The 26,524-nt window shown below is 68.5% G+C and carries 25 protein-coding genes; 8 read left to right on the top strand and 17 right to left on the bottom strand.

The annotated features are described in order from the left end of the window. Positions 1–17: 17 nt before the first annotated feature. Positions 18–911: a pyridoxal kinase PdxY gene (gene pdxY, locus PVZ77_RS18075; protein WP_273807913.1), complete on the bottom strand. Its 894-nt coding sequence runs from the start codon at positions 909–911 to the stop codon at positions 18–20. A gap of 184 nt (positions 912–1,095) precedes the next feature. On the opposite strand from pdxY, the gene PVZ77_RS18070 reads away from it, so the two are divergent. Further along, positions 1,096–1,533 (top strand): DUF4345 family protein, encoded by a 438-nt coding sequence (locus PVZ77_RS18070; RefSeq protein ID WP_133863180.1) that lies wholly within the window; start codon positions 1,096–1,098, stop codon positions 1,531–1,533. An 18-nt stretch (positions 1,534–1,551) separates the two neighbouring features. On the opposite strand, the gene PVZ77_RS18065 is transcribed toward PVZ77_RS18070, so the two are convergent. Beyond that, positions 1,552–2,484, bottom strand: coding sequence for a LysR family transcriptional regulator (locus PVZ77_RS18065; RefSeq protein ID WP_273807912.1), 933 nt, complete (start codon positions 2,482–2,484; stop codon positions 1,552–1,554). A gap of 120 nt (positions 2,485–2,604) precedes the next feature. Here PVZ77_RS18065 and fpr point away from each other — a divergent pair, with 120 nt between their 5' ends. Then, positions 2,605–3,384 (top strand): ferredoxin-NADP reductase, encoded by a 780-nt coding sequence (gene fpr / locus PVZ77_RS18060; protein WP_007160677.1) that lies wholly within the window; start codon positions 2,605–2,607, stop codon positions 3,382–3,384. A 137-nt stretch (positions 3,385–3,521) separates the two neighbouring features. After that, entirely contained in the window at positions 3,522–4,208 is a 687-nt protein-coding gene (locus tag PVZ77_RS18055) for a dihydrofolate reductase family protein (RefSeq protein WP_273807910.1), read from the top strand. Here the strand turns inward: PVZ77_RS18055 and PVZ77_RS18050 are convergent. The 6 genes from PVZ77_RS18050 to PVZ77_RS18025 all read right to left on the bottom strand — a co-directional run bounded on the left by PVZ77_RS18050 (position 4,205) and on the right by PVZ77_RS18025 (position 10,783). Next, positions 4,205–6,442: a putative bifunctional diguanylate cyclase/phosphodiesterase gene (locus PVZ77_RS18050; RefSeq protein ID WP_273807909.1), complete on the bottom strand. Its 2,238-nt coding sequence runs from the start codon at positions 6,440–6,442 to the stop codon at positions 4,205–4,207. The two genes, PVZ77_RS18055 and PVZ77_RS18050, sit on opposite strands and share 4 nt — an antisense overlap. A 351-nt stretch (positions 6,443–6,793) precedes the next feature. Further along, positions 6,794–8,170: a nucleotide 5'-monophosphate nucleosidase PpnN gene (gene ppnN, locus PVZ77_RS18045; RefSeq protein WP_273807908.1), complete on the bottom strand. Its 1,377-nt coding sequence runs from the start codon at positions 8,168–8,170 to the stop codon at positions 6,794–6,796. 119 nt (positions 8,171–8,289) lie between these two features. Beyond that, entirely contained in the window at positions 8,290–8,985 is a 696-nt protein-coding gene (gene tsaA / locus PVZ77_RS18040) for a tRNA (N6-threonylcarbamoyladenosine(37)-N6)-methyltransferase TrmO (protein WP_273807907.1), read from the bottom strand. A 31-nt stretch (positions 8,986–9,016) separates the two neighbouring features. Beyond that, positions 9,017–9,289 carry a hypothetical protein gene (locus tag PVZ77_RS18035; protein WP_273807906.1) on the bottom strand — a complete coding sequence of 91 codons (273 nt, stop codon included), beginning with the start codon at positions 9,287–9,289 and terminating at the stop codon, positions 9,017–9,019. A gap of 69 nt (positions 9,290–9,358) precedes the next feature. Continuing rightward, a complete protein-coding gene (locus PVZ77_RS18030; protein WP_273808050.1) occupies positions 9,359–9,985 on the bottom strand; it encodes a CatB-related O-acetyltransferase in 627 nt (208 codons plus the stop codon). Positions 9,986–10,039: 54 nt separating this feature from the next. Further along, complete coding sequence (locus PVZ77_RS18025) at positions 10,040–10,783, bottom strand: haloacid dehalogenase type II (RefSeq protein ID WP_273807905.1); 744 nt, start codon at positions 10,781–10,783, stop codon at positions 10,040–10,042. Between the two features lie 103 nt (positions 10,784–10,886). On the opposite strand from PVZ77_RS18025, the gene PVZ77_RS18020 reads away from it, so the two are divergent. Then, positions 10,887–11,474 carry an HAD family hydrolase gene (locus PVZ77_RS18020; protein WP_273807904.1) on the top strand — a complete coding sequence of 196 codons (588 nt, stop codon included), beginning with the start codon at positions 10,887–10,889 and terminating at the stop codon, positions 11,472–11,474. 92 nt (positions 11,475–11,566) lie between these two features. After that, positions 11,567–13,756 (top strand): hybrid sensor histidine kinase/response regulator, encoded by a 2,190-nt coding sequence (locus PVZ77_RS18015; RefSeq protein WP_273807903.1) that lies wholly within the window; start codon positions 11,567–11,569, stop codon positions 13,754–13,756. Positions 13,757–13,758: 2 nt separating this feature from the next. Here the strand turns inward: PVZ77_RS18015 and PVZ77_RS18010 are convergent, their stop codons facing one another. From PVZ77_RS18010 to PVZ77_RS17995, 4 genes are all read right to left on the bottom strand, one after another. After that, entirely contained in the window at positions 13,759–14,760 is a 1,002-nt protein-coding gene (locus PVZ77_RS18010) for an alpha/beta hydrolase (RefSeq protein ID WP_273807902.1), read from the bottom strand. Positions 14,761–14,780: 20 nt separating this feature from the next. Beyond that, positions 14,781–15,641, bottom strand: coding sequence for a KPN_02809 family neutral zinc metallopeptidase (gene ypfJ, locus PVZ77_RS18005; RefSeq protein WP_273807901.1), 861 nt, complete (start codon positions 15,639–15,641; stop codon positions 14,781–14,783). A gap of 118 nt (positions 15,642–15,759) precedes the next feature. Continuing rightward, positions 15,760–16,827: an NAD(P)-dependent alcohol dehydrogenase gene (locus PVZ77_RS18000; RefSeq protein ID WP_273807900.1), complete on the bottom strand. Its 1,068-nt coding sequence runs from the start codon at positions 16,825–16,827 to the stop codon at positions 15,760–15,762. 245 nt (positions 16,828–17,072) lie between these two features. Next, positions 17,073–18,005: a LysR family transcriptional regulator gene (locus tag PVZ77_RS17995; RefSeq protein WP_273807899.1), complete on the bottom strand. Its 933-nt coding sequence runs from the start codon at positions 18,003–18,005 to the stop codon at positions 17,073–17,075. Positions 18,006–18,171: 166 nt separating this feature from the next. Here PVZ77_RS17995 and PVZ77_RS17990 point away from each other — a divergent pair, with 166 nt between their 5' ends. The 3 genes from PVZ77_RS17990 (at position 18,172) to PVZ77_RS17980 (ending at position 21,228) form a co-directional block, all read left to right on the top strand. After that, on the top strand, positions 18,172–19,236 hold the full coding sequence (locus tag PVZ77_RS17990; protein ID WP_273807898.1) for an SDR family oxidoreductase: 1,065 nt from the start codon (positions 18,172–18,174) through the stop codon (positions 19,234–19,236). Positions 19,237–19,337: 101 nt separating this feature from the next. Continuing rightward, the gene (locus tag PVZ77_RS17985) at positions 19,338–20,108 is read left to right on the top strand and encodes a sulfite exporter TauE/SafE family protein (protein WP_273807897.1); all 771 of its coding nucleotides are present in this window, start codon (positions 19,338–19,340) and stop codon (positions 20,106–20,108) included. Between the two features lie 232 nt (positions 20,109–20,340). Beyond that, complete coding sequence (locus tag PVZ77_RS17980) at positions 20,341–21,228, top strand: alpha/beta fold hydrolase (protein ID WP_273807896.1); 888 nt, start codon at positions 20,341–20,343, stop codon at positions 21,226–21,228. A 166-nt stretch (positions 21,229–21,394) separates the two neighbouring features. Here PVZ77_RS17980 and PVZ77_RS17975 read toward each other — a convergent pair whose 3' ends face one another. The 5 genes from PVZ77_RS17975 to PVZ77_RS17955 form a co-directional block, all read right to left on the bottom strand. After that, complete coding sequence (locus PVZ77_RS17975) at positions 21,395–22,366, bottom strand: D-2-hydroxyacid dehydrogenase family protein (RefSeq protein ID WP_273807895.1); 972 nt, start codon at positions 22,364–22,366, stop codon at positions 21,395–21,397. 147 nt (positions 22,367–22,513) lie between these two features. Next, positions 22,514–23,320 (bottom strand): ABC transporter ATP-binding protein, encoded by an 807-nt coding sequence (locus PVZ77_RS17970; RefSeq protein WP_273807894.1) that lies wholly within the window; start codon positions 23,318–23,320, stop codon positions 22,514–22,516. After that, a complete protein-coding gene (locus PVZ77_RS17965; RefSeq protein ID WP_273807892.1) occupies positions 23,302–24,315 on the bottom strand; it encodes a FecCD family ABC transporter permease in 1,014 nt (337 codons plus the stop codon). Before PVZ77_RS17965 ends, PVZ77_RS17970 begins: the two co-directional genes overlap by 19 nt. After that, positions 24,312–25,289, bottom strand: a complete 978-nt coding sequence (locus PVZ77_RS17960) for a FecCD family ABC transporter permease (protein WP_443218013.1) — start codon at positions 25,287–25,289, stop codon at positions 24,312–24,314. Before PVZ77_RS17960 ends, PVZ77_RS17965 begins: the two co-directional genes overlap by 4 nt. A gap of 59 nt (positions 25,290–25,348) precedes the next feature. After that, on the bottom strand, positions 25,349–26,293 hold the full coding sequence (locus tag PVZ77_RS17955) for an ABC transporter substrate-binding protein (RefSeq protein ID WP_273807890.1): 945 nt from the start codon (positions 26,291–26,293) through the stop codon (positions 25,349–25,351). Between the last annotated feature and the right edge of the window lie 231 nt (positions 26,294–26,524).

Below are 26,524 nucleotides of genomic sequence, written 5' to 3'. Positions count from 1 at the left end.
CTGGCGCTCAACCCAACCTACGCCAGCCGCTGCGCCTCGAACAATTCGCCTGGTCGCACGATCTGGTCGCGGGCGGCGATCAGCGGCAGGTCGCGGCTGCCGGGGCCGGTGCGGGCGACCAGGGCGTAGAGCGCGCTGACCGCATGGGATGCGGCAGCAGGTGTGGACTGGCCGTTGAGCAGTTGGCCCAGCAGCACCGCGGAAAAGACATCGCCCATGCCGTTGGGCAGCGGCTGCAGGTCCAGGTAGGGCGTCTGCACCAGCCAGGCATCCGCCGCCTCCACCACCAGGGTGCTGAGGACGTCGGTGGGCAGGTCCGGGGTGCGCAGGCTGGTGATGACGATGGTCGTAGGGCCCGGTTGGCCGGGGCGACCGAGCAGCAGTCGGGCGGCGCTCACGGCGTCGGCGGTGTCGGCCAGCGGCTGGCCGTGCAACAGCTCGAATTCGTACTGGTTGGGAGTGATCAGGCTGGCCTGTTCGATGGCGCGGCGGCGCAGGAAGTCGGGGATGCCGGGACGCACGAAGATGCCGCGGCCGACGTCGCCCATCACCGGATCGCAGAGATACTGCAGGTCGCCACGCTGACGGCGGATCTCCTGCACCACGCCAAGGATCACCTCGCCGATGGCGGCGTCGCCCAGGTAGCCGGAGAGCACCGCCACGCAGCGCTCCAGCACGCCGCGGGCGCGCAGGCCGTCGAGTACGTCGTGGATGTGTTCGGGCGGAAAGACCTGGCCCTTGAATTCGCCATAGCCGGTGTGATTGGAGAATTGCACCGTGTTGACCACCACCGGCTGCAGGCCAAGCAGTTGCAGCGGTAGGGTGGCGGCGGCATTGCCGACGTGGCCGTAGGCGACATGGGACTGGATGGACAGCACCAGCGGCGGCTGGGCGGGCAGGGCGGCGGGCATGGCGATCTCTCGGGCGGCGGGCTCGGGGCAGGAGCCGGAAGGGTGGAGGCCTGCAGCTTACCGCAGCCCTTCCGGCGAACCCTAACCCGCCTGTGGCGGTCTGCATCGGCAGTGCAGATCGCTCCCGGCGCTGGCTACACTGGAGCGGCTGTCATTCGTCTCTAGCCCCAAGGAGAAACGGGGAATGTCCGAGCTTCGCTTCGCACGTCTGGTGTTGGGTCTGCAGGCCCTGGTCTGGTTTGGCCTCGCCCTGGCGCATTGGTTCTATCCCTACGAGATGGCCAACGCCCGCGGCATGGTACTGATGGATTCGGCGTCGGTGGCCGAGGCGCGGGTCTGGTACGGCGGCATGCAGTTCGCCCTGGCGCTGTTCGCCGTGCTGGCCTTTCGCCGGGCGGAATGGCTGTCGGCCGGCCTGCTGCTGGTGGCCTTCGTGCAGCTGACGCTGTTCGTGGTGCGGCTGATCAGCGGCGTACTGGGCGAGTCGGCCACCGCCGAGCTGGATCTCTATTCCCAGGGCTATCGCCTGGTGATCGGCATCCTGGCCCTGCTGGCGCTGCGCGCCCACCGCCGCCACGAGCAGCGGGAGCTGGAGAATCGCCGCCTCTACCAGGGCCAGTAATCGGACCGGCGTCAGCCGCTAGCGTCCGGGCCGGGGCCGTGCGGTGTCGATCTGGTCGCTGCGGCTCAGGCCCAGGGTCAGTTGGCGACAGAGGTCGAGGAATTCGACCATGGCCCCGGTCTGGTACTTCTGCTTGTGCCAGATGAAGCAGAACTGGCGACGCAGATCGAGGGTTGGCGTCTCGATGGGCACCAGGGTGCCGCGGGCGAAGGCATCGCGCAGCGCCAGCCGCGACAGGCAGCCGATGCCCAGCCCCGACTCCACCGCGCGCAGGATGGCCTCGGTGTGTTCCAGCTCCAGGCGCACGTCCAGCGGCTGGGCGTGATGCCGCATGGCCTGGTCGAAGGTCAGGCGGGTGCCGGAGCCCTGTTCGCGCAGGATCCAGGCCTGGGCTTCCAGTTCGGCCTGGGCGGCCTGTCTGCCTGCCAGGGCGTGTCCGGGCGCGCAGAACGCCACCAGTTCGTCCTCGATCCAGGGCTGCACCTCCAGGTCCGGATGCTGGCAGTCGCCCTCGATCAGGCCGAGGTCGATGTCATGGTTGGCGATGCGCTGCACCACGCTGGCGGTGTTGTGCACGTGCAGCCGCACCCGGCAGTCGGGATGGCGCTGCATGAAGTCGCCCAGCAGCAGGGTGGCCAGGTAGTTGCCGATGGTAAGGGTCGCGCCGACCTCCAGGGAGCCGAAGCCGGTCTTGCCGCGCAGCAGGTTTTCCACCTCGGCGCTGCGGTCCAGCAGGGCCACCGCCTTGGGTAGCAGCTGACGACCCAGGGCGTTGAGCGTCAAACGCTTACCGGCGCGGTCGAACACCCGGCAGTCGAATTGCCGTTCCAGTTCGCCCAGGGCGGTACTGGTGGCCGACTGCGACAGACTGAGCGCCTCGGCCGCGCGGGAAACGCTTTCCTGGCGGGCCACGGCGACGAAGACCTCGAGTTGACGCAACGTGAATCTCATATCTGCCTTTTGGATAACCGATATTCGAATTATTCATTTCACGGATATTTTCCCCCTCTATAAACTGTCGCGCAATTTCTATCCAGCCCCGGGCTGTACCGATTTTTCCTGGAGTCATCGATGAGCAACCTGTACACCGAGCGCGTCCTGAGCGTTCATCACTGGAACGACACCCTGTTCAGCTTCAAGACCACCCGCAATGCGGGCCTGCGTTTCGAGAACGGTCAGTTCGTGATGATCGGCCTGGAGACCGAAGGCGGTCGTCCGCTGATGCGTGCCTACAGCATCGCCAGCCCCAACTATGAAGAGCACCTGGAGTTCTTCAGCATCAAGGTGCCGGACGGCCCCCTGACCTCGCGCCTGCAGCACCTCAAGGAAGGCGACAACCTGATGGTAAGCCGCAAGCCCACCGGCACCCTGATCCTCAGTGACCTGAAGCCCGCCAAGCACCTCTATCTGCTGAGCACCGGCACCGGCATGGCGCCCTTCCTGAGCACCATCCAGGATCCGGAGACCTACGAGCGCTTCGAGAAGGTGATCCTGGTCCACGGCGTGCGCTACGTGAACGAGCTGGCCTACGCCGACTTCATCACCAAGACCCTGCCGGAGCACGAGTTCATCGGCGATCTGGTCCGCGAGAAGCTGATCTACTACCCCCTGGTCACCCGCGAAGAATTCCGCAACCAGGGGCGTCAGACCGACCTGATGCGCAGCGGCAAGCTGTTCGCGGACATCGGCCTGCCGCCGATCAATCCGCAGGACGACCGCGCCATGATCTGCGGCAGCCCGAGCATGCTGGACGAGACCAGCGCCGTGCTGAACGAATTCGGCCTGACCATCTCGCCGCGCATGGGCGATCCGGGCGACTACCTGATCGAGCGCGCTTTCGTCGAGAAGTAACGCGACCCGGCCTCACGAGAACCCGCCCTCCGGCGGGTTTTTCGTTTCCGCGGCCCGGCGGGCTGAACTCCCCCGGCGCCGGATCGGTCGGTTGCTGCAAGGCGTGTCATGGCGACACGCCATTGCCGGGAGCCCCCATGAAGCCCTATGTGATCTGCCATATGATGTCGTCGGTCGACGGTCACGCCCTCACCGACGGCTGGGACCGCGCCGTCAAGAAGCAGGCCGATGCCACCTACGAGCGCCTGGCCGAGCGCTTCGCCTTCGATGCCTGGGCCTGTGGCCGGGTGACCATGGAAGAGATCGCCCACGGCGAGGGCTATCCCACCGGCGTCGCCCAGGCGCCCATCCCGCGTACCCACCATTTCGCCAGGCGCGACGCCGCGAAGTACGCCCTCGCCATCGACCCCCAGGGCAAGGTGGCCTGGAAAAAGAGCGAGGCCCTGGATTCCCACGTGGTGGCAGTGCTCACCGAAGGGGTCAGCGACGATTACCTGACGCACCTGCAGAACATCGGCGCCTCCTACGTCTTCGGCGGCAAGGACGAACTGGATCTGGCGGCGGTGCTGGAGCTGCTGAACGCCGAACTGGGCATCGAGCGCCTGGTGGTGGAGGGCGGTCCCCACGTCAGCGGCTCCTTTGTCGCCGCCGGGCTGGTGGACGAGATCAGCGTGCTGATCATCCCGCTGGTGGATGGCCGCGGTGCCCATCCGGCCTCCTTCGAGATCGCCGAGCAGGCCTGGCAGCAGCCGCTGTACCTCAAGCTGGACGCGGCCGAAGCCCAGGACGACGGCAGCGTCTGGCTGCGTTATCGCCGCGGCTAGCCGAGCGCCTTGGCCAGGGCCAGGGCGTCGGCATCGGCTTCCGCCTGGGCCTCTGCCTGGGCCTGCAACGGACAGACCCCGCTGGCATAGCGGGCGATCACCTCGGGCACCTGGGCCAGGGGCACCGGGCGGCTGATGTGGTAGCCCTGGATGAAGTCGCAGCCCAGGGCACACAGCAGGCGCAACTGCTCCAGGTGCTCAACGCCCTCGGCGGTGACCTTGAGCTTGAGCGGTCGGGCCATGCCGATGATGGCCTGGACGATCTGATGATCGGCATTGCCCTCCGCCAGGCCGACGACGAAGGAACGGTCGATCTTCACGGTGTCGATCGGCAGGCGCTTGAGATAGGCCAGCGACGAATAGCCGGTACCGAAGTCGTCGATGGACACCGTCACGCCCAGATCGCGGATGCGCTGCAGCAATTCGGCGGTGGGCTGCACGTTCTTGACCAGGGCGTTCTCGGTGACCTCCAGCTCCAGCCGTCGCGGCGATAGCCGGTGGTCGTCCAGGCGCCAGGCGATCTGCCCGGGCAGGGCGTCGTTGCTCAGACTGAGCGCCGAGCAATTCACCGCGATGCGCAGGTCCGCCAGGCCGGCGGCGCTCAGCTCGGCCAGGTCCTGGCAGGCGCGCTTGAGCACCCAGGCGTCCAGTTCCTCGATGAAGCCGTTGGCCTCGGCCACGCCGAGAAAGCAGTTGGGCGCCAGCATGCCCAGGCGTGGATGATCCCAGCGGATCAGGGCTTCGGCCTTGTCCAGCTGGCCGCTGGCGACGTCGAGGATCGGTTGGTAGTAGAGCTGCAGCCCACGTTCCTCGACCAGGGCCTCGCGCAATTCGGCTTCCAGCTCCAGCTGCAGCGAGATCTTCTCGCGCAGGGTCTCGTCGAAGAAGCTGTAGGTATTGCGGCCATTGCCCTTGGACAGATAGAGCGCGAGATCGGCGCTCTTGAGCAATTCTTCGCAGCAGCCGCCGTCGCGGGGATAGAGGCTGATGCCGATGCTGGTGGTCATCACCAGGGTGCGGTTGCCGATGGTGACCGGATTGCGCAACCGCTCCAGGATGCGCTGGGCCAGTTGCCGGGCTTCCTCGGGCCCGGCGAGGCTGGCGAGGATGCAGAATTCATCGCCCCCGAAGCGGGCTACCAGATCGCCTTCGCGCACCGCGTCGCGAATGATCCTGGCCATGGCCACCAGCAACTGGTCGCCGGCGTCGTGGCCGAGGCTGTCGTTGATGCGCTTGAAGTGATCGATGTCGAGGAACATCACCCCCAGGCTGCGCCCCTGCTGGGCGTGGCGTTCGAGGATCTCGGCGAAGGCCTGGTTGAAGGCGCGGCGATTGTGCAGGTCGGTGAGGGGATCGTAGTGCGCCGCCTGTTGCAGTGAGGCGCGGGCTTCGTCGAGCTGGCCGACCAGGGAATTGACCCGCTCCAGGTCGTTTTCCTTGCGCTGCAGCTGGCGATCCGCCCAGGCCGCGCCCAGGCCGCCTATCCCCAGGAGCAGGGCGATGATGGCGATGCCGACGCCGAGCTGCCAGGAATTGCTGGCGCCCTGCAGGGTGCTTTCGGTCTCGGCGGGTGCGATCAGCACCATGGACCACATGCCGGTGAAATGCATGGCGGCAATGGCCAGGCCCATCACCAGGGCGGTGGCGATGCGCAGCCAGCGATAGATGCCGGTGTAGTGACGACGAAAGATCTGGATCAGTTGCAGGGCGGCGAAGCTGGCCCCTACGGCGATGGCGATCGACAGCAGGAAGGGCAGCGGGCGATAGAGCACCACGGCCTCGGTGTGTACCGCGGCCATGCCGGTGTAGTGCATGAGCACGATGCCCAGGCTCAGCACCGTACCGGCCTTGAGCCGCTGGCCCAGGGTGAGGTCGGGCTGGCTGAGGGCGGGCATGGCCATGAGTCCGGCCAGCACCACGATCAGCAGCGAGGCCAGGGTGATGAAGAGGTCGTAGTGCACCCGGGTGGGCACGGTGAAGGCCAGCATGGCGATGAAGTGCATGCCCCACACCCCGAAGCCGAAGCTCAGGGCGCCCATCAGGCTCCAGGCACGCCGCCGCGCCAGGGTACGGGTCTGGCCGATGCGCTCGGCGAACACCAGGGTGACGTAGCAGGCACTGACCGCGACGAGATAGGCGAGCGCCACCAGCCAGCCATCATGTTGGCCGTGCAGGTGCACCTGCTCTTGGGCAAGAGGGGCGACGAGGAAGTCGAGTCCCAGCCAGTTGTTCATTCCGTGGCCTCGGCAGGAAGTCTGGCGCGGCTGGAGGAAGACGGCCCGGCGGGATCTCCGTCCGGGTAGATTTCACCACGGCAACCTGCGCTCTGAGGTTAGCTTGCCTTGCCCTATCGGCGTGGTGAAGAGGTGCTTGAGTCTGCAGCCGTGCAGTTAGCGCGCGAGGTTTTTTTTGGAGCGGCAAAGTCACTTCGCCACCCGCCAGGCACAGGTCAGCGAAGCGCTCTGGATAGCTAGCTAGCGACTTTGTGATGTCACCTGGCTAGCACCATTACCGTTCGTCGAACAGGGGACTGACGAACGGTCATGTGGGGAAGAAATCGGCCAAACAGGCCGACGTGAAAGGATTCAGCTGACCACGCGGTAGCAGGGCTCGTAGGCCGCGCCGCCGGGCAGCTTCATCCGGTGCTGCTCGACGAAGGCCTGCAGGAGCCGATCCAGTGGTCGCATGATGTCGGGATCGCCATGGATCTCGTAGGGCCCGCGCTCCTCGATCAGCTGGATGCCCTTGGCCTTGACGTTGCCGGCGACGATGCCCGAGAAGGCGCGGCGCAGGTTGGCGGCCAGCTCATGGGGCGGCACGGCATGGGTCAGCTGCAGCGCGGCCATGTTCGCGTGGGTGGGGTCGAAGGGACGCTGGAAGCTTTCCTCGATGCGCAGCAGCCAGTTGAAGTGGAAGGCGTCGTGGCGCTCGCGACGGAATTGCTTGACCGCCTTGAGGCCCTGGGCCATCTGCCGGGCCACCTCGACCGGATCGTTGACCACGATCTGATAGTGGCGCTGGGCGGCTTCGCCCAGGGTGGCGCCGATGAAGGCGTGCAACTGCTCGAGATAGGGCGCGGCGCTCTGCGGCCCGGTGAGCACCACCGGGAAGGGGATGTCCTTGTTGTCCGGGTGCATGAGGATGCCCAGCAGGTAGAGGAACTCCTCCGCCGTGCCGGCGCCGCCCGGGAAGATGATGATGCCGTGGCCCGCGCGGACGAAGGCCTCCAGGCGCTTCTCGATGTCGGGCAGGATCACCAGTTCGTTGACGATGGGATTGGGCGCCTCGGCGGCGATGATCCCCGGCTCGGTGAGTCCCAGGTAGCGACCGCCCTGCAGGCGCTGCTTGGCGTGGGCGATGGTGGCGCCCTTCATCGGGCCCTTCATCACGCCCGGGCCGCAGCCGGTGCAGATGTCCAGGCTGCGCAGGCCCAGTTCGTGACCGACCTTCTTGGTGTACTTGTATTCCTCGGTGCTGATGGAGTGGCCACCCCAGCACACCACCATCTTGGGTTCCATGCCGGCGCGAAGGGTGCGGGCGTTGCGCAGCAGGTGGAAGACGTAGTCGGTGATGCCCTCGGAGCTCGCCAGATCGATGCGCAGGCTGCTCTGTTCGCTCTCGGTGTAGACGATGTCGCGCAGGGCGCTGAACAGCATCTCGCGGGTGCTGGCGATCATCTCGCCGTCGACGAAGGCGTCGGCGGGGGCGTTGATCAGTTCCAGGCGCACGCCGCGGTCCTGCTGGTGGATGCGGATCTCGAAGTCCTGATAGGCCTCGAGGATGGTCTTGGCGTTGTCGCTGTGGGCGCCGGTGTTGAGGATGGCCAGGGCGCACTGGCGAAAGAGCTGGTAGAGGTTGCCCGAGCCGGCGGCGCTGAGCTGCTGGACCTCGCGCTGGGAAAGGGTCTCCAGGCTGCCCTTGGGGCTGACCTGAGCGTTGATGACCTGTCTGCTTGGAGCCATAGATGCTTCCCTATCGGTGATACGGCCGAACGGCGGCCGTAGCCGGGTGCGGACCGCCTCATGCGATCCGGCAATGTCATTGTTGGGGCCTTGGACGCCGGAATGCAAACCGGGCGGCGTCAGAACGCCGCGGTCACGTCCAGTACCCGGATCCGGTCCGCGGTCGGATAGTGCCAGTGCACCTCCACGTCCCAGAGGCGCACCCCGTAGCGGCGCTCGGGCGCCGGCGTCTGATAGGCCGGTCGGGGGTCCTGAGCCAGGCACTGCTCGATCAGCTCGGCCAGGGGCTCGCCCAGCCGCTGGCCATGGGCCTCGGCCTGGGCCCGCGCGGCATCCGCCCAGCCCACCGCCAGGGCCGGCGGCGGCGCCTCGGCGATGGCGTTGTGGGCGCCCGGCGGGCTGTCGGCGTAGGGCACATAGGGCTTGATGTCCAGCACCGGGGTGCCGTCGAGCAGATCGATCCCCGAGAGCAGCAGCCGTCCCGGTTCCAGGCCGTCGAGGCGCACCACCGACTGGCCGATGCCATTGGGTCTGTGGGTGGCGCGGGTGGCGAAGACGCCCAGATACCGATTGCCACCCAGGCGCGGTGGCCGCACTCGCAGCCGTGGCTGGCTTTCCAGGGCCTGGTGGAAGAGAAACAGCAGCCAGACATGGCTGACGCCTTCCAGGCCGGCCACCGCTTCGGGCCGGTCGAAGGGCGGCAGCAGCTCCAGCACGCCACGGGCGGCCGGGGCCAGCGCGGGTTGCCGGGGAATGGCGAATTTCTCCTTGAAGCAGGAGCGGACGTGGCCGATGGGGGTGACGCTGTACTGCATGGGGCGGAGCCGTCTGACGCAGGGCCGGTCATTATGCCCTGCCCGAAGCCTCCGCGACCGCCGTGGCCGACGCCTCGCCGGCGTTGCGGCGCACCCCGCGCAGATTCATCGCCGCCAGGCCCAGCTGTAGCACGATCAGGGCATAGGCCTCCGCCTGCAGGCCCCAGGCGATCCACAGGCCGTTGCTCAGCAGGAACACCCAGAAGCCCAGGTTGCGCCGGCCCTGGCGCTGGGAGGCCACCAGCCAGGCGGCGAGCAGGGTGATGGCCATGGCCGGCCATTGCAGCAGATCGAGCGCTTCCATGGAAAACCTTCAAAAGAGTGACTAATGAAGGTGAGCCCTGGAAAGCGTCCCGAGTTCCGAGGGCTGGATTCAGGGCGCCGGATGGCGCGCCCGCGCGTAGGCGATGAAGCCCTCGATATCGGCACTGCACAGGTGTTCGCCGGCAGCCAGGATCTCGGCTTCGGGCCAGTCCCACCAGGCGATGTCGAGCAGCGCCTGGCAGGTGGCCTCGGGAAAGCGCCACTTGATGAAGCGCGCCGGATTGCCGCCCACCACCGCATAGGGCGGCACGTCGCGGGTGACCACGGCACCGGCGGCTACCACGGCGCCATGGCCGATGGTGACGCCGGAAAGGATCAGTGCATCGGTGCAGATCCAGCAGTCGCTGCCGATCACCACGTCGCCGCGGGTGCCGCCGTAGTCGGTGATGTGGGCCAGGTCGTCGACGAAGGCAGGGAAGGGATAGGTGGTCACCCAGTCCAGCCGATGCAGGCCGCCAAGCAGGATGCGCACGCCCTCGGCGATGGAGGTGTAGCACCCCAGGCGCAGGGTGGCGCATTCCTTGAGATCGAACACCTTCGGCGCGCCATAGGTGCCGGCGCCGATCTCGTAGTCGGGCAGCTCGCGGCGCAGGCGCGCCGTACGCTGATGCAGGCGGGGCAGGGCGGCCAGGGCCTGGCGTTCACGTTTCTTGCGCAGCTTGTCGAGAAAACCCATGGCGGTGCCCTGGCGAAAAGTATCCGGCAGGATACCCAAGCGCCCGGGCCGCGCTCAATCGCCGGGCTCGATCCGATCGCCCTCCATCGCCGGCAGGCCGAGCTGGTCGGCGAGATCCTGGAGGTCGCTCGCTTCGAGATTCCAGCCGCCGCTGGACACCTCGCCACCCGCCGGACCCTTTTCACGTGGGCGCTGGATGAAGGCAGTCGCCAGCCCCAGCTCCTTGGCCGCCTGCAGGTCGCCGTTGTGGGCGGCGCAGAGCATCACCTGCTCCGGTTGCAGGTCGAGCAGGGCGCAGGCGCCCAGGTAGACCTCCGCAGCCGGTTTGTAGCGCTGGAAGAGATCGGCGCCAAAGAGCATGTCCCACGGCAGTCCGGCGTGGCGGGCCATGTCCAGCAGGAGGCTGACGTTGCCATTGGACAGGGCGCAGACCGGATAGCCCTGGCGCAGTCGGGTGAGACCCGGCACGGCATCGGGCCAGGGGGTCAGCTGATGCCAGAGGCGATTGATCCAGGCCACCTCGGCGGTGGTCAGGCCGACCAGTCCGTGGCGGGGCAGCAATTCGTCCAGCGCCAGGCGATGGACCTCGTCGAGGGGCAGCCAGGGCAGGCTGCGGGCGGCGATCTGCGGCAGGATGGCCTCGTAGGCTTCGGCGCGCCAGGCATCGGCCAGCCGCTCCCAGTCGCCCTGGACGCCCTGCTTGGCGGACAGCCCCTGCAAGCCCTCGACCAGGCTGCCGCGCCAGTCCACCACGGTGCCGAAGACATCGAAAAGTAGCGCCCGAACGGTCGTCGTCATGGGTAGACTCCTGCAGAAGAAGGTTGTCTCCACCAGACGGAGCACGGATGACGGGGGTTCCCCCGGAGTGCCCGAAGGTCACCTCTCGCCAAAGGATCCCTGCATGACACTGCGTCACCTCAGCCACTGGGTGTTCGACCTCGACGGCACCCTGACCCTGGCGGTACATGACTTCGCCGCCATTCGCCGGCACCTGGGCATTCCCGAGCAGGCCGACATCCTCCACCACCTGGCCGAGCTGCCGGCCACCGAGCGCAAGGCCAAGCACGCCTGGCTGTTCGAGCACGAACGCGAACTGGCCGTCGCCGCCCGCCCGGCGCCGGGCGCGGTGGCCCTGGTACGCCGGCTGCACGAACAGGGCTGCCGGCTGGGCATCCTCACCCGCAATGCCCGCGACCTGGCGCTGCTGACGCTGGCCGCCATCGGCCTGGAAGACTGCTTCGATCCGCCTGCCGTGCTGGGGCGCGACGAGGCGGCGCCCAAGCCCGATCCGGGTGGCCTGCTGCGGCTGGCCGACCTCTGGCAGGTGGCGCCGGCCCGCCTGGTGATGGTCGGCGATCACCGCTATGACCTGGAGTGCGGGCGGGCCGTGGGCTGCCACACCCTGCAGGTCAATCAGCCGGGCGATCCCTGGCCGGCGGCGCGTGACCAGCGCTTCGAGACCTGCGCGGAGATCCTGGCGGCGCTCTGACGCTGGAAATTTGTCCGTTAGGCGTAAATAGTCTGTTGTTTGCCTGGCCGCTGGCTAAGATGCCGGCTTCGCATCCAGGTCGGGCCAGCCGTATGAGCCTCCACACGCCTTTGAGCGATCAGCCAGCCTCCAGCGATCTGCGCCAGTACGAGCGCCAGACGCTGGAAAGCCTTGCCACCGGGCTGCCCCTGACCCAGGTGCTCCACACGCTGCTGCAGCGGGTGGAGGTCCTGGCCCAGGTCCGCCTGCATGCCTGCATCCTGTTGCTCAGCGAGGATGGCCGTTATCTGCAGGACGGCATCGCGCCGAGTCTGCCGGACGCCTACAGCCGCGATCTCGGTCGGCTGGAGATCGGGCCGCTGGCGGGCTCCTGCGGCACTGCCGCCTACCGCCGCGAAGCCGTCTATGTCGAGGACATCGCCTGCGACCCGCTGTGGGCCGGCGCTCGCGACCTGGCGCTGCGCTATGGCCTGCGGGCCTGCTGGTCGATGCCGCTGCTGGCCCTGGACGGTCGGTTGCTGGGCACCTTCGCCAACTATTTCCTCGAGCCGCGGCGCCCCCTGGCCGCCGAGCGCGACGCCTTCCGCCTGGTCACCGAGACCGCCGCCCTGGCCATCGAGCGCCATCAGGCGGATCTGCAGCTGCGCGAGAGCGAAGACCACTATCGGCACCTGGTGGAACTCAATCCGCAATACACCTGGACCTGCGATCCCGGTGGCCGGCGCATGGTCTTCTCGCCGCGCTGGCAGCAGCTGACCGGCCAGCCGGTACTGGAAGCCGAGAGCTTCTGGGCGCTGCTGCATCCGGACGACCGCCGGACGACGCGGCAGGCCTGGGACGCTGCGCGCAGCGCTGGTCAGGCCTACGATCGGGAGCACCGGGTACGGGTGGCGGACGGCAGCCACTGCTGGCTGCGTACCCGCGCCTATCCGCGGCGCGATGCGGCGGGCACGGTGATCCGCTGGTATGGCACCAGCGAAGACATCGACGACCGCCGCGAGGCCGAGGAGGCCCTGCGCCGCGAACGCGCCACCCTGGAGCTCCAGGTGCGGGCACGGACCGCCGAATTGGAGGAGCGCAATCGCCAGCTGCGCGAAGAGATGCAGAATCGCGCCCAGGCCGAGGAGCTGCTGCGCCAGGCGCAGAAGATGGAAGCCGTGGGCCAGCTCACCGGCGGCATCGCCCATGACTTCAACAACCTGCTGGCCGGCATCCAGGCCAGCCTGGATCTCATGCGCCGCCGCCTGGCGCCGGAGGCGCTGAACGGGGTCGGCAGTCTGCTCGATACCGCCACCCAGTCGGTCGGCCGGGGCGCCAGTCTGACCCATCGACTGCTGGCCTTTTCCCGCCGCCAGACGCTCAATCCCCAGGCGGTGGACGTCACCCGGCTGATCGGCGATTTCCAGGAGTTGCTGCGGCACAGCCTGGGGCCGCAGATCCGCTGCCAACTGGAACTGGACGCCGAACTCTGGCTGGTCGACGCCGATCCGCACCAGCTGGAAAATGCCCTGCTCAACCTGGCCATCAACAGCCGCGATGCCATGCCAGCGGGCGGCAACCTGACCATCCGCGCGCGCAACTGGGTACAGCCCGACGCCGATCCGGCGTTGCCGGCGGGCGATTACCTGCTGATCGAGGTGGGCGACGATGGCGTGGGCATGACGCCAGCGGTGCTGGAACGGGTCTTCGAGCCCTTCTTCACCACCAAGCCGGTGGGCCAGGGCTCGGGCCTGGGGCTGTCCATGATCTATGGCTTCGTCCGCCAGTCCCGTGGCCAGGTGAGCGTGACCAGCGCACCGGGGCAGGGCTGTCGGGTGAGGCTGCTGCTGCCGCGCCATCCGGCCCTGGCCGTCCAGGCACCCCTGACCGTCGCCAGCGCCCCGACCGCCCGTGCGCTACCCGGTGTCCGGGTGCTGCTGGTGGAGGACGACGAGGTCATTCGCCAGTTGCTGGTGCAGGTGTGCGTCGACCTCGGCTGGCGCTATCGCGACGCCGTCGATGCCGAAGCGGCGCTGGCGGCGCTGCGCGAAGGCGAGGGCTTCGACCTGCTGATCACCGATGTCGGGTTGCCGGGGCTGAACGGCCGCTTGCTGGCCGGGACGGCCCGTACCCTCAGACCCCACCTGCCGATTCTCTTCATCACCGGCTATGCGGCGGGCGACGAACCTCCCGTGCCCCTGGTCGGCGCGCGCATGGCGCTGCTGGGCAAACCCTTCACCCTGGAGGCCCTGGTCGCCCAGGTGCAGGCGCTGCTGGACGCGCCCGCCGCCCTGGAGCGCTGAGGCTAGTCGCCGGCGCCGAACAGCGCCCGGCGGCCTGCGGGCGAGGTGAAGATGGCATCGCCGTCGTGACCGACGCCGGGCACCTCCACCAGCTGCTGACGCAGCCCCGGATGACGGCCTTGCAGGTAATGGTAGTAATTCAGTCCGCGGGCCAGGCGATAGGGGCCCTGGGCCTCGGCGGCGCAGCCCTTGTCCAGCGCCGGATGGTTGGGGTTGGTGTCCTCGGCGCCCAGCAGATAGGTGAGGTCGAGCCCCGCATAGTGCTGCTCCAGGCTGGCCGCCGGGCGTCCTTCGGCATAGGCTGGCAGATCCTGCATGCCGTATTTCCAGGTGTCGAAGTCCGGGCAGCTGGCGGCGTCGGCGAAGGGCACGGGCTGGCCCTGGGCATCCGGACGGCGGGCATCGAAATAGGCATAGGACGACGGATTGGCCACCACGTATCTCAGGCGGATGCCGTGGGCGGCGAGGGCGCGCTCGCCCTGGCCGAGCACGGCGTAGCGCTGCACCACCTGGCCACCGCCGGAATGCCCGGCGATCACCACCTCCTGCAGATTGGGCAGCAGCCGGCGCTCCGCCAGCCGTGCGAGCAGGGCGTCGAACACCGCGAAGCTGCTCAGCGGCTGCGGACCCAGGGCGGGTTCGCCACCCATCCAGGCATTGCCCTGCCAGCGCAGCAGGGTGTCCGGCAGCTGATGACGCTGGATGTCCGTTTCGTTGAGGAACTGCGGGGCGATCACCAGGGTGTCCGCCGCGGCGCCGGCCGCCGCCGTGGCCGTCTCGCCGGAGCGGAAATAGGTCGCGGCATTGCGCAGGCGACCGTGCACGATCACCAGGGCGCGGCGGATCTCCAGATGGGGCTGGTTCCAGTCGGCCGACAGCTGCAGGGTGGCCTGCGCCTGGCCAATCGGTAGCCGGTCGCCGACGATGCGGGCGACCCCCTCATGAGGCGCCGCCAGGGCGGAGCCCCAGGCCAGGGCCAGGCACAGCGCGAACAGGCGACGCATCGGGGATCTCCCGGTAGAGGTCAGAGCGCCTTGGCGGCGAAGGTGTCGCAGCTCTCCACCTTGCCACTCTCGAAGCCGGTACGGAACCACTTGACCCGTTGCGCGGAGCTGCCATGGGTGAAGGAATCCGGTACCACGCGGCCCTGCGACTGGCGTTGCAGGCGGTCATCGCCAATGGCGTTGGCGGCGTTCAGCGCCTTCTCCAGGTCACCCGGCTCCAGCCAGTTCAGCCGCTTCTGGGCATCGTTGGCCCAGACCCCGGCATAGCAGTCGGCCTGCAATTCCAGGCGCACTGATAGCCCGGTGGCACCCTCGGTAGGAATGCCGCGACGACGCGCCGCTTCCATCTTGCTGGTGGTGCCGGTGAGGTTCTGCACGTGGTGGCCGACCTCGTGGGCGATCACGTAGGCGCGGGCGAAATCGCCGTCGGCGCCGAAGCGCTGCTGCAGTTCCTGGAAGAAGGTGAGGTCCAGGTAGACCTTGCTGTCTACCGGGCAATAGAAGGGACCGCTGGCCGCGGTGGCGCCACCGCAACCGGATTGCACCTGGCCGTTGAACAGCACCAGCTTGGGCGGCTGATACTGCTCGCCATGGGCCTGGAAGATGCGCGTCCAGGTGTTTTCGGTCTCGCCCAGCACCACGCGGACGAAGTCCACCTGGCGATTGTCGGCCGGCGCGGTGGTCTCCTGCTGGCTCGGCGCGCCCTGGCCGCTGAGGCTGATCAGGTTGCCGAGGATCTGTGTCGGACTCTGGCCGCTGAGCAGGCCGAACACCACCACCAGGGCCACGCCGCCCAGGCCGAGGCCGCCGCCGATCTTCATGCCGCGTCCACCGCTGGCCTGTTGCACGTTGTCGCTACGTTGTCCCTTGTCCCACTGCATGGCGCTTGCCTCCTGATCTTTGCTATCGCTAGGACCGCAGGGCGCGCCAAAAATGCGTTACCGGAAATGACAACGCCCGCGACGGGCGCGGGCGTTGGTGGCAGAGCGGAGCGTGGGATCAGGCCGCGGTCTTGCCCTGCTTGAGGCTTTGCATGTCGATCACGAAGCGGTACTTCACATCGCTCTTGAGCATGCGCTCATAGGCTTCGTTGATGTCCTGGATGGCGATCTGCTCGATGTCCGAGACGATGCCGTGCTTGGCGCAGAAGTCCAGCATCTCCTGGGTCTCGCGGATACCACCGATGAGCGAACCGGCCAGCTGGCGGCGCTTCATCACCAGGTTGAACACGCTGGGCGCCGGGTGCGGCTCGGCAGGTACGCCGACCAGGGTCATGGTGCCGTCCCACTTGAGCAGGGTGAGGAAGGCGTCCAGGTTGTGCGGCGCGGCCACGGTGTTGAGGATGAAGTCGAAGCTGTTCGCGTGCGCGGCCATCTCGTCTTCGTTCTTCGAGACCACCACCTCGTCGGCACCCAGGCGCAGGGCGTCGTCCTTCTTGTTGGCGCTGGTGGTGAAGAGCACCACGTGGGCACCCATGGCATGGGCGATCTTCACGCCCATGTGGCCCAGGCCACCCAGGCCGACGATGCCGACCTTCTTGCCCGGACCGACCTTCCAGTGGGCCAGCGGCGAGTAGGTGGTGATGCCGGCGCACAGTAGCGGCGCCACGGCGGCCAGGTTCTCGGTGTGGCTCACCTTGAGCACGAACTTCTCGTTGACCACGATGTGGTCGGAGTAGCCGCCCTGGGTGTTCTCGCTGCCACCGTAGAGGTTGCCGTTGTAGGTGCCGGTGAAGCCGTTCTCGCAATAGGATTCTTCGCCGGCATCACAGGGCGCGCAGTGCTGGCAGCTGTCGACCATGCAGCCGACGCCGACGCTGTCGCCGACCTTGAAGTTCTTCACGTGGGCACCGACCGCCGTCACCTTGCCGACGATCTCGTGACCGGGCACGGAGGGAAAGAGGGTGTTGTTCCACTCGTTGCGCGCGGTGTGCAGGTCCGAATGGCAGACGCCGCAGAAGAGGATGTCGATCTGCACGTCGTGGGCGCCGGGTTCGCGCCGCTCGAAGGAGTAGGGCGCCAGGGGCTGGTCGGCGGACTGGGCAGCGTAGCCTTGGGCTTGGCTCATGAGATACCTCATCTAGGTGGTGGAACCGGGGGTGGAACGTCGCGGCCAGGCGAACCTGGCCAGGTGACAAACCGCCGATCCTGCTTAGCCAGAGCCGACGGCGCCAATCGATCGTCTCGATAATCGTCATGCCGCCCATCGATGGAACTCATGGGCGAGGGGTGCGAGATTTTACGACCGGGGTGCCCGCGCGGATGTTCCCGCCCCCGGCGCGGCAGCCGGGGCCGGTCGTCGAGCGGTCGTGGCTAGCGCGCAAGCTTCGGGGCCACGGTGGGCAGCAGGCGACTGGCCAGATGCTCCAGCAACAGCCGGACCCGTGGCAGGGTCTCGCGACTGCGCGGCCACACCAGGTTGATCGGCGAGCCCTCGACGCCGTGTTCCGGCAGCACGTCCACCAGGGCGCCGCTGGCCAGGTGCGTGGCGATCAGCCAGGTCGGCAACTGGGCGATGCCATGCCCCGCCAGGGCGGCCAGCACCTCGCCTTCGCCATCACCCACCACCAGGCGCGGCTGGAACACCCAGCGTTCGCTGTCGCCCGGCTGCTCGCCGCGCAACTGCCAGGGGCTGACCAGGCCGTCGGCCTGGCGAAAGCCGATGCACTGGTGATCGACCAGCTCGGCCGGGGTCAGGGGTCGGCCATGCCGGGCGAGATAGGCCGGCGCGGCGCAGAAGACCTGGCGCTGGGTGCCGAGGAAACGATGCCCCAGGCTGGCCGGCCAGGCGTCGGAGCCGCCGATGCGCACCAGGATGTCGATGCCCTCGTGGACCGGATCGACGAAGCGATCCGACAGCGACAGATCCGGTTGCAACAGCGGATAGCGATGCAGCAGCTCCAGGATCAGCGGCAGCACGTGCAGGCGGCCGTAGGAGGCGGGCAGGTCGATGCGCACCCGGCCATGGGGCTCGCCGTCCTGGGCGGTCAGCCCCAGTTCGGCCTGCTCCAGCTCGGCCAGTACCCCGGTGCAGGTACGGTAGAAGCTGGCGCCGGCCTCGGTCAGGTTCAGGCGGCGGGTGGTGCGCTGGAACAGCCGGACGCCCAGGCGGCTCTCCAGGCGGGCCACGCTCTTGCCGATGGCCGAACCGGTGAGATTGAGGCGCTCGCCGGCCGCGGTGAAGCTGCCGAGGTCGGCTACGGTGACGAAGACGTCGAGGCCCTTGAGGCGTTCGGAGGAATACAAGGCTGGCTCCCGATTGCGGAATCTGATTCCTGATAAACAGGAATTTATACCCAGGATACGCCGTTAGTTCTCCAATAGGCTGGAATCAACCCTGGGACAAGGCACTCCCTTATCTACAGCGCCTGCGACCGCCGCAGGCCGTCTCTCATCCCTATCTGGAGGTTTCATGCGCAAGGGCACCGCTCTCATCGTCGGCGTGACCGGCATTTCCGGCTACAACCTGGCCAACACCCTGGTCGCCTCGGGCTGGACCGTCTATGGTCTGGCGCGCAAACCGGTGGCGCAGGAAGGCGTCATCCCGGTCGCCGCCGACCTGCTCGACGCCGAATCCACCCGCCAGGCGCTGGCCGGCCTGCCGATCAGCCACGTGTTCTTCTGCACCTGGACCCGTCGTGCCACCGAGAAGGAAAACGTCGAGGCCAATGGCGCCATGATGGACAACCTCTGCCAGGCCCTGGACGGTGCGCCGCTGCAGCACCTGGCGCTGGTCACCGGCACCAAGCACTACCTGGGTTCCTTCGAGGAATACGGCAGCGGCAAGGCCGAGACGCCCTTCCGTGAAAGCGAACCGCGCCAGGCCGGCGCCAACTTCTACTACACCCTGGAAGACATCCTCTTCGCCGCCGCGGAGCGTCACGGCTTCGGCTGGAGCGTGCACCGCTCCCACAGCATGATCGGCCAGGCCAAGGGCACCAACGCCATGAACATGGGCCTGACCCTGGCGGTCTATGCCTCCCTGTGCAAGGCCACCGGCCAGCCCTTCGTCTTCCCCGGTTCCCGTACCCAGTGGGACGGCATCACCGACGTCACCGACGCCGGCCTGCTCGCCGAGCAGCTGGAATGGGCCGCCCTGGCCCCGGCCGCGCGCAACCAGGCCTTCAACACGGTCAACGGCGACGTCTTCCGCTGGCGCTGGCTGTGGGGCGAGATCGCCGCCTTCTTCGACCTGGAGCCGGCACCCTATCCCGAGCAGCCCATGCCGCTGGAAGCGCGGCTGAAGGACGTGGCGCCGGCGCAGTGGCGCCAGCTCGCCGAGGAGCACGACCTGGTGGAAGCCGACGTCGACAAGCTTGCCTCCTGGTGGCACAGCGACGCCGACCTGGGCCGCGAGATCGAGTGCCTCAACGACATGACCAAGAGTCGTGACCTGGGCTTCTTCGGCTATCGCGACACCCGGGCGAGCTTTCTCGACCTCTTCACCCGGCTGCGGGCCCAGCGCCTGATTCCCTGAGCCGCTCTGGATCGCCGGTTCCCGTGAGCGCGGGCAGCCGGCGGTTTTCACCGGCTGTTTCCGGTGCGCAGAATGCGCTTTCCTGTCGCAGGATGCGCCCCATGCTCGAAACCCTTGCTGCCCTGATTCCCGCCCTCAGTCCGCTCGATTGGCTGTTCATCGAAGCCATCGTGGTCCTGGCCTATCTGATCTTTGGCGTCGCCGGCTTTGGCAGCGCCCTGGTCGCCGGTCCCCTGCTCACCAGCTGGATGCCCCTGTCGCGCATCGTGCCCCTGCTGGTGATGCTGGATTTCCTCGCCTCCTTCCACAACTGGCTGCCGGATCGCCGCGCCATCGCCGGCCGCGAACTCAGGCGACTGCTGCCGATGCTGCTGCTCGGCGCCGCCCTGGGCACCTACCTGCTGATGCGCACCGATGCCCGGCTGCTGATGCTTTGGCTGGGGCTCTTCGTGATCGTCTATTCCACCTACAGCCTGCTCACCCCCAAGGGCTTTCGCCAACTGGCGCCGGTATGGTCGATCCCGGCGGGCGGGGTAGGGGGCCTCTGCGGCGCCCTGTTCGGCAGCGGCGGCTTTCTCTATGCGCTCTATCTCAATGGTCGCCTGCAGGACAAGAACGCCGTCCGCGGCACCCAGAGTTTTCTCATCGGCTGCAGCGCCTCCATCCGCATCGTCCTGCTGCTGCTCGCCGGCGCCTACAGCGACGGCCGCCTGCTGCTCCTGGCGGTCTGCCTGCTGCCGGCCATGCTGCTTGGCGGCTGGATCGGTCGCCATCTGCAACGACGCCTATCGCGAGAGCGCTTCACCCGCCTGGTGACCTGGCTGGTGCTGGTCTCGGGGGTGACCCTGATCGGCCGGTATCTGGCGGGGTAGCCAGGCCTTCATGCGGCATAAGACCCGTAGGTTGGGTTGAGACGGCTCCATCGTCGAAGCCCAACGAGACCGGACACCCCTGTTGGGCTTCGCTGCGCTCAACCCAACCTACGTCGCCTCGACGGCGTGTTCGGGCGGAAACCCCTTGGCGTTTTCCACCCGAAGCCCACGGCGGGAACTCCCGACCCCTCATCCCGCTCCGCTCTATACCCCCAACGGCGGAGAATCCTCCATGCTCACCTCCATCCAGGCCGGCGTCCTGGACGTGGCCTACCAGGTCCAGGGACCGGACGCTGGGCATCCAGTCCTGCTGCTGCATGGCTTTCCCTACGACATCCACGCCTACGCCGAGGTGGCCGACGAACTGGCCGCCGCTGGCTGCCGGGTCCATGTGCCCTATCTGCGCGGCTACGGCGCCACTTGCTACCTGAGCGCCGACACCCCGCGCTCCGGCCAGCAGGCCGCGCTGGCCCATGATGTCCTGGCGCTGCTCGATGCCCTGGGCCTGGAGCGGGCGACCCTGGCCGGTTACGACTGGGGTGGCCGCGCCGCCGGTATCGTCGCCGCCCTCTGGCCCGAGCGGGTCGCGGGACTGGTGCTGGGAGACGGCTATCCGATCCAGGACATCACCGCCGCGGCTACCCAGCCCGCCGAGCCGGCGGCAGAGCTGCGCTATTGGTACCAGTACTATTTCCACGGTGAGCGGGGGCGCGCCGGCCTGGCGGCCCATCGCCGCGACTTCTGTCGACTGCTCTGGTCGCTGTGGTCACCCAGCTGGCGCTTCAGCGACGCCACCTATGCGCTTAGCGCCGCGGCCTTCGACAATCCCGATTTCGTCGACACCGTGATCCACTCCTATCGCCACCGCTACGGCCTGGCACCGGACGATCCGGCCTATGCCGAGACCGAGCGCCGGCTCGCCGCGCAGCCACCCATCCACGTGCCCACCACGGTATTGGCCGGTGCCGACGACGGGGTCACCCCGGTGCAGGGTGAGGCCAGGGTGGCGCAGCACTTCAGCGGACCCTTCCGCTACGAGGTGCTACCCGGCTGCGGCCACAACATCCCCCAGGAAGCCCCCGCCGCCTTCGCCGCCGCGGTAAGGGAGCGGCTGCCGTAAATGTCGGGGAGGTGTTGGGCTTCGCTGCGCTCAACCCAACCTACGGTCGAGCCAGGTGCCGAGTGATAGGTTAGGTTGAGCCGGCTCCATCGTCGAAGCCCAACGGAAGGCCGCGTAGGGTGGATAACGGCGCAGCCTTATCCACGCGATCCACGCGCCCCCAAGCCTACCGCCCCGACACCTCCGGATTGGCCAGGCCGGTCGGTTCGCCGGCGAAGAAACCCACCAGGTTGGCGAAGGCCTCGCCGAAATAGAGTTCGTAGCTGTGCTTTTCCACGTACCCCAGGTGCGGGGTGCAGAGCACCTGGGGATGGGCCAGCAGGGGATCGTCCGGCGCCACCGGCTCCTGCTCGAAGACATCCAGCGCCGCCTGGCCGGGATGACCTTGTTCCAGCGCGGTGAGCAGGGCGCCGGGTTCGATCAGGCCGGCGCGGGCGGTGTTGACCAGCAGCGCGCTCTTCTTCATCCGCGCCAGGTCCTCGGCGCGCACGCAACCACGGCTGCGCTCGCTGTATCTCAGATGCAGGCTGATGACATCGGCCTCGGCGAAGAAGGCCTCCTGGCTGGTCGCCGCGCGATGGCCGTCGGTTTCGGCGCGCGCGCGCGAGGCCTCGCTGCCCCAGACCAGCACCGGCATGCCGAAGGCCTGGCCGTAGCGCGCCAGGCGCTGGCCGATCCTGCCGTAGCCCCAGATGCCAAGGAGCTGCCCGTCCAGCCGCTCGCCCAGGTTGACCTGCCAGCGTCCGGTATAGAGGGCATCGATGGCCGGCTTGAGCTTGCGCCGGGCCATGAGGATCAGCGTCCAGGTCAGCTCGGCGGTGGAGACCGGCGAGCCACTGCCCTCGCAGACCGCTATCCCCCGGTGGGTGCAGGCGGCCACATCGAGGTGGGCGGTGGCCTTGCCGGTCTGGCTGATCAGCTTGAGGCGCGGCAGGTGCGCCAGCAACTCGGCGTCGATCCGGGTCCGCTCGCGGGTCAGCACCAGCGCATCGGCATCGCGGAAGCGCTCCACCAGCACCTTGGGGTCACGCTCGGCGTCGTGATAGAGCGTCACCTGATGCCCGGCGCGCTGGAGCAGAGGGTAGCAATCCAGGGTTTCGACGACGTGCTGGTAGTCGTCGGGGATGACGATATGCATGGCGGGCTCCGTTGTTGTTCTGGACGGCCAGTGGAGCACTTGCAACGTCGTCCGACAAGCATGAAGCGGGGTGGTGGACAAGGCTGCGCCGTTGTCCACCCTACGCGTAGCCTGGAAAACCGCGCAGCGTTTTCCGGGGTTCGTTTCCTAGTAGGGAATCACCAGCGGCGTACCCGCCAGGGGATTCTCGATCACCGCGCACTTGAGGCCGTACAGCGCCTCGATCAGCTCGGGGGTGACGATCTCCGCCGGCCGGCCCTCGGCGAGGATGCGACCGGCGCGCAGGGCGATGATGTGGTCGGCGTAGCGACAGGCCTGGTTGAGGTCGTGCAGTACCGCCACCAGGGTGCGGCCGCCCTCCCGATTGAGGCGGCAGAGCAGCTCCATCAGCTCCACCTGGTGGGCGATGTCGAGAAAGGTGGTGGGCTCGTCGAGCAGCAGCAGCGGGGTCTCCTGGGCCAGTGCCAGGGCGATCCAGACACGCTGGCGCTGGCCGCCGGACAGGCTGTCCACCGCCCGCTCGGCCAGCGCCAGGGTGTTGGTGGCTTCCAGGGCGTGCTGCACCGCGCGTTCGTCGGCCTCCGTCCAGCCGGCGAAGGCCTGGCGATGGGGATGGCGCCCGCGGGCCACCAGGTCGCTGACCAGGATGTCGTCCGGCGCCACCGCGCTTTGCGGCAGCAGGCCGATGCGGCGGGCCACCTCACGGGTCGGCAGGTCCTGGATCAATCGGCCGTCCAGGCGCACCTCGCCGGCACTGGGACGGATCAGCCGCGCCAGGCTGCGCAGCAGGGTCGACTTGCCACAGCCGTTGGGGCCGATGATGACGGTGAAGCGCCCATCGGGCAGCCGTACATCGAGGTCGGCGCAGATCGGCTGGCCGCCGTAGCCGACGGTGAGACCGTGGGCGGCGAGGCGACTGGAAGGGGCGTCTTGGCTCATGAGGTCCGCCGCCATTCGCGGCTCAGCAAAAAGATCAGATAGAGGCCGCCCAGGGCGCCGGTCAGCAAGCCGACCGGAATCTGGAAGGGCGCCAGCAGCCGCTGGGCCAGCAGGTCGGCCAGGGCGGTGAGGCAGGCGCCGAGCAGGGCGGGGGCGAGGATGCCGAGATCGGCGCTGCGGGTCAGGCGCCGGGCCAGCTGGGGCGCCGCCAGGGCGACGAAGCCGATGGGACCGGCGGTGGCGATGGCCAGGGCGGCCAGGGCCACGGCAACCGCCAGCAGCAGATTCTGGCTGGGCAGCACGGCCAGGCCCAGGGCCCGGGCCAGGTCGTCGCCCAGCTCCAGCAGGCGCAACCGCCGCGCCAGCCAGGCGGCCAGCGGCAGGAGCAGCAGGCAGCCGGCGAGCAGGGTCAGGGTGCGACTCCAGGTCAGCATGTCCAGGCTGCCGAACAGCCAGAGCCGGGCCTCCTGGGCTTCGTCCAGCTCGGCGCGGGTCAGCAGGTATTCGTTGAGCGAGGCGAGCAGGGCGCTGATGGCTATGCCCAGCAGGATCATCCGCTCGCCGCGGATCCCCGCCAGGGCCGCGAGGCCCGCTACCAGTACCGCGGCCAGCAGGCCGCCGCCGAGGGCGCCCAGCATCAGCGCCGCGCCGCCCAGTTGCAGCCAGAACAGGGTGATCAGGGCGCCACTGGCCGAGCCGACGGTGAAGCCCACCAGGTCCGGACTGGCCAGGGGATTGCGCGCCAGGCGCTGGAAGATGGCGCCGCTGGCGCCCAGGGCGGCGCCGACGCCAAAGGCCGCCAGCAGCCGCGGCAGGCGCAGATCCAGCAGGATCAGACTGGCCAGGGCATCGCCCCGGCCGAGCAGGGTGACCGCCACCCGGTGCGGCGCCGGGGCGAAGGCGCCACCGGTAAGGGTCAGGGCGCAGATGCCGATGGCCGCCAGCAGAAGCAGCAACAGGCAGGCCTTGAAGCGCGCCGAGCGGCGGGGGGCGAAGCGATGACGACTCAAGGGCGCACCCGCCGGGCGGAACGGATGATCAGCGCGAGCAGCACCGGGGTACCGAGCAGGGCGCAGACGATCCCGGCTTCCAGCTCGCCCGGCAGGGCCACGCGGCGGCCCAGGGTGTCGGCCAGCAACAGCAGATTGGCACCGGCCAGCGGCGCCAGGGCCAGGATCCAGCGCCAGTCGGCGCCCACCAGCAGGCGCAGGGCATGGGGCACCACCAGGCCGAGAAAGCCGATGGGTCCAGCTACCGCGGTGGCGGCGCCGCACAGCAGCACGATGGCGCCGAAGGCCAGCAGCCGCAGTTGCCCGGGGCGGGCGCCCAGGGCGCGACCCAGGTCGTCGCCCAGGGCCAGGGCATTGAGACGGCTGCCCAGGGGCAGGCCCAGCGCCAGGCCGATCAGCAGCAACGGCAGGATCCCGAGGGCGCCGCCCGGCGTCTGGCCGCTCAGGGCACCCACCGCCCAGAAGCGGTAGCTGTCGAACACCGCACTGTCGAACAGGGTGATGATGCCGGTGCAGGCGTTGAGGCTGGCGCTGAGGGCGATGCCGGCCAGGATCAACCGTATGGGCTGACCACGGGCCGGGGCGCTGCCACCGAGCAGATAGACCAGGCCGGCGGCCAGGGCCGCTCCCAGCAGGGCACAGGTCAGGCGCATCGGGGCGTCGTCCAGCCCCACCAGCGACAGCCCGGCCACCACGGCGAAGGCCGCCCCGGCATTGATCCCCAGCAACCCGGGATCGGCCAGCGGATTGCGCGTCAGCGCCTGCATCAGGGCACCGGCCAGGCCCAGGGCCGCGCCCACCAGCAGCCCGAGCAGGGTGCGCGGCAGGCGCAGTTCCCAGAGCACCACGGCGTCGGTGGAGTCATCGGGCGCGACGAGCAGGTGCAGGATCTGCGCCGCCGACAGCGACCGCGCCCCTATGCCCAGACTCGCCACCACCGCCAGCGCCAGGACGATCAGCAGCAGGACCAGCACCAGGCCGCCGCGGGCCGCGGATGCTCGTTGCGCAAGGGGCGCGGGGCGGGCTGGCTGGGTCATGTCACCCCCAGGGCGCCGGCGACCGTGCCGATCACCTGGCGGGCCGCGAGGGGGCCGGCGTTGAGATAGAAGGCGTCGGTGTCCACGCGGATGGCTCGGGAATTGCTCACCGCAGTGAGTCGAGGCCACAGCGGCTGTCGCGCCAGGCTGGCCAGGGCGGTGCCCTGCTCGGCATAGAACAGCCAGTCGGCGTCGGCCAGGTCCAGCAACTCGGCGCTGACGTCCCGCGAGGTGCCCTTGAAGCGCTGCGCCGCCGGACGGGTCATGCCCATGGCCTGCAGCAGGCCGCCGGCAAAGGAATCCGCGCCCATCAGGCGCAGTCGCGCGCCGCTGGAAAACAGCAGGGAGGCGGAGGGCGGCTGGGCGCCGAAGCGCTGCGCCAGGCCGGCCAGCTCAAGATCCAGGTCCGCCAGCAGTCGCTCGGCCTGCTGCCGGCGGCCCAGGGCATCGGCCAGCAGCAGGAAATCCGGTCGCCAGTTGCCGCCGGTGCCGCGCGCCACCACCGTGGGGGCGATGCGCGAGAACAGCTCCAGCCCGCCGGCCTTGAGCACGGTGCGATTGAGCACGATCAGATCCGGCGCCAGGCGTGCCAGGGCTTCCAGATCCGGCGCCTGGCGACTGCCCAGATCGACCATGGCCTCCAGCTCCTGCGCGCGGCTGGCGAGGGCGGTGCGCAGATAGCCGGGCGCCAGTTCGCGATTGTCCACACGGGTGGTGCCCGCCGGGATCACGCCCAGGCTCAGGGCGGCGTCCAGCTGGCCGGTGGAGATCACGGCCACCCGCTGGGGTTGGCGCGGGATCAGGGTGCTGCCCACCACATGCTCCACCTGCCGCGGAAAGTCGCCATCGACGACCGCTGCACGCGCGAACACCCGACCGGACAGGCCGGCGAGCAGGACGGTACCGGTGGCGAGCTGGAGAAAGGCGCGACGATCGAGCATGAGGGTGACTGGCTGAAGACGGAAAGAGGCACGCCAGGCGGGCCGAGGCCCCGTGGCGGGGCGGCTAGGATAGAGCATCAGCACCTGGCTGACATCCGCTGTCCATTGCCTCTTTCTGGCTCAGGGCGATTTTCTTCGCCCGCTCTCGGCGGTGCTGTCGCCTCCATTGTTCCGAGCCGCCAGATCGCGCGAAAGCCACGGGACCCCAACGTCTGGGCAGGCAGGGATCCC

The organism is Pseudomonas sp. SHLD1 (assembly GCF_028640935.1).
GTDB lineage: Bacteria > Pseudomonadota > Gammaproteobacteria > Pseudomonadales > Pseudomonadaceae > Chryseomonas > Chryseomonas aestiva.
This window is presented reverse-complemented; position numbering and strand designations above follow the sequence as displayed.